The organism is Rhizobacter sp., assembly GCF_031412075.1.
Taxonomy (GTDB): Bacteria; Pseudomonadota; Gammaproteobacteria; order Burkholderiales; family Burkholderiaceae_C; genus Rhizobacter.
This window is the reverse complement of the sequence record NZ_JANOCG010000250.1, coordinates 1-2,335: the sequence shown is the minus strand read 5'-3', so window position 1 is coordinate 2,335 and position 2,335 is coordinate 1. Positions and strand designations below refer to the sequence as shown.

Annotated in this window: 4 protein-coding genes; all 4 read left to right on the top strand. The window is 69.1% G+C overall.

The annotated features are described in order from the left end of the window. Positions 1-331: hypothetical protein (locus RMO40_RS08970; RefSeq protein WP_309719318.1), on the top strand; the 331-nt coding region annotated here is incomplete at its 5' end. A gap of 116 nt (positions 332-447) precedes the next feature. Continuing rightward, the gene (locus RMO40_RS08965) at positions 448-1,194 is read left to right on the top strand and encodes a GIN domain-containing protein (protein WP_309719315.1); all 747 of its coding nucleotides are present in this window, start codon (positions 448-450) and stop codon (positions 1,192-1,194) included. Between the two features lie 44 nt (positions 1,195-1,238). Continuing rightward, positions 1,239-1,889, top strand: coding sequence for an Asp/Glu/hydantoin racemase (locus RMO40_RS08960; protein WP_309719312.1), 651 nt, complete (start codon positions 1,239-1,241; stop codon positions 1,887-1,889). Further along, the coding region (locus tag RMO40_RS08955) for a GFA family protein (protein WP_309719309.1) at positions 1,886-2,335 on the top strand (450 nt) is incomplete at its 3' end. The genes RMO40_RS08960 and RMO40_RS08955, both read left to right, overlap by 4 nt.

The window sequence follows — 2,335 nt, the reverse complement described above, 5'->3', positions numbered from 1 at the left end:
GCAGGCCTGGTTCTCCGGTGGCCCCGACATGCTGCGCCGCGCCGTGGCCGGCAACCTCGGCTGGCAGGCGCAGGCCTTCGGTGGCAGCAGCCTGCGCCGCAACAACGTGTTTGCCCGCCTGGCCTGGGACCACGAAGGCTGGCAACCGTCGTTCGATGTGCTCTACATGTCGGCCGACCGTGGCCGTGTGCTCACCGCCGCGCTGGGTTGGCAAGGCAACCGGGTGCGCATCGATGCCGGTCTGCGTGTGAACGGCGGGCCTTCGGAGTCGGTGGCGGCGCAACTGCCGGTGCGGCGCACGGCCTATGTGGCGGGCACCTGGACCTTCTGAGCGCCTGTCGCAAACTGCTGCAACCTGTCGCCGCCATCTGCAGCCCGGCGGCTTGCACTTGGCAAGGGCCACGAACGCTGCAAGCATGGTGCCCTCTGCACCATGAGGCTTCTGCGATGAACCTCCTCGCCTGTTCACCTTCTCGTTCAACCCGCACCACCCTGGCGGCGCTCGGGACGCTGCTGCTGGCGCTGTGCCTGCCCACGAGTGCCGCTGCCGCCGACCCTACCGTCACACAGGCGCGTGCCGTGGCGGCCTTTCAGGGCCTGACGCTCAGCACCCGGGCCAGGGTGCTTGTCCGTCAGGGAGAGAAAAACGCCGTGCTGGTCGAGGCCGGTGAGCAGGTCTTGCCACTGATCAGCACCCGGGTCGAAAAAGACACGCTGGTGGTCGAAGACCTGCGCGTGTACAGGACGCCGGCCCGGGTGATCATCACCGTGCGCGACCTGCGCAGCCTGGAAATGAGCGAGTCGGTTGCCGTGGTGGCCGAGGGTTTGAACCTGTCGGTCTTGTCACTCAGCATGGGCGGCTCCAGCCAGTTGATCCTGAAAGCCGTGGCTGTGCGCAAGCTCGACGTCGCGCTCGGTGGTTCCAGCGCGGTCAAGGCCGATGGTCAGGTCAACGAGCTGTCGGTCGCGCTCGGCGGCTCGTCGGCGCTGCACGCTTCGGCGCTGGAGGCCCGCACGGTGTCGCTGACCGCAGGCGGCTCGGCGCAGGCCGTGGTCTGGGCATTGAAGTCGCTGAGTGCGGCTGTCGGCGGCTCGGCCAGCGTGGGCTACTACAGTGAGGCGAGTGGCTCGGTATCAAGCGGCGGGTCGGCCACCGTGCAACGCTTAGGAGCGGCCCCACCCAAGGCCCAGTGACAGACTGGGGGCGGTGCGACTTGCTGAAAGAAGAAGGCCAAGGCATGCGCCACGACATCACGTTTCTTCACACCTCGCCCGTCCATGTGCCGACCTTCGATGCCTTGATGCGCGCGACCGCGCCCGGGCTTCGGGTGGCGCACGTCGTGCGCGAAGACCTGCTGGCCGACGCACAAACTGAAGGTGTCGACAGCCCGGCCCTGGTGGCCCGCGTGCGGCAAGCCCTGGCCGAGGCCGATGCGCGGGTCGTGGTCTGCACCTGTTCCACACTCGGCGGCATCGCCGAAGACGCACCCACCGGTGGCGCGTACCGGGTCACCCGCATCGACCGGGCGATGGCCGATGCCGCGGCGCGCGCCGGCCCGCGGGTGCTGCTGGTAGCCGCGCTGTCGAGCACCTTGCAGCCGACGGCTGCGCTGCTGCAGTCGTCGGCCGAGCGGCTGGGCACCCCGGTCGTGATCGAGACCCTGTTGGTCGCCGGCGCCTGGCCCCACTTCCAGGCCGGGCGGCAGCGCGAGTACATCGACACCCTCGTCGAAGCCGTGGCAGGCGTTGCCGCTGGCGCTGACAGCGTGGTGCTGGCCCAGGCCTCGATGGCCCCCGTCGCGGCCCTGCTGGCCGAGCGAGGCATCTCAGCATTGACGAGCCCCCACCTGGGCGTTCAACATGCTGTCGCACTCGCTCATCACCCATGACATCCACCGACCCGACTCCGTACGACGGCGGCTGCACCTGCGGCCAGGTGCGCTACCGAATGAGCAGCAAGCCGCTGTTCGTGAACTGCTGCCACTGCCGCTGGTGCCAGCGCGAAACGGGCAGTTCGTTCGCGCTCAACGCGATGATCGAAACCGAACGCGTGCAACTGCTGAGCGGCCAGGTCGAACGGGTGCTCACGCCCTCGAACAGCGGGCGCGGCCAGACCATCTGCCGCTGCCCGAGCTGCCACGTGGCGGTGTGGAGCCACTACGCCGGCGCGGGCGAGGCGGTGAGCTTCGTGCGCGTGGGCACGCTCGACGAGCCCGACCGCCTGCCGCCCGACGTGCACATCTTCACCATGTCCAAACAACCCTGGGTGCTGCTGCCACCGGGCACACCGGCCGTGCACGAGTACTACAAGGCCTCGGAGCTGTGGCCGGCCGAC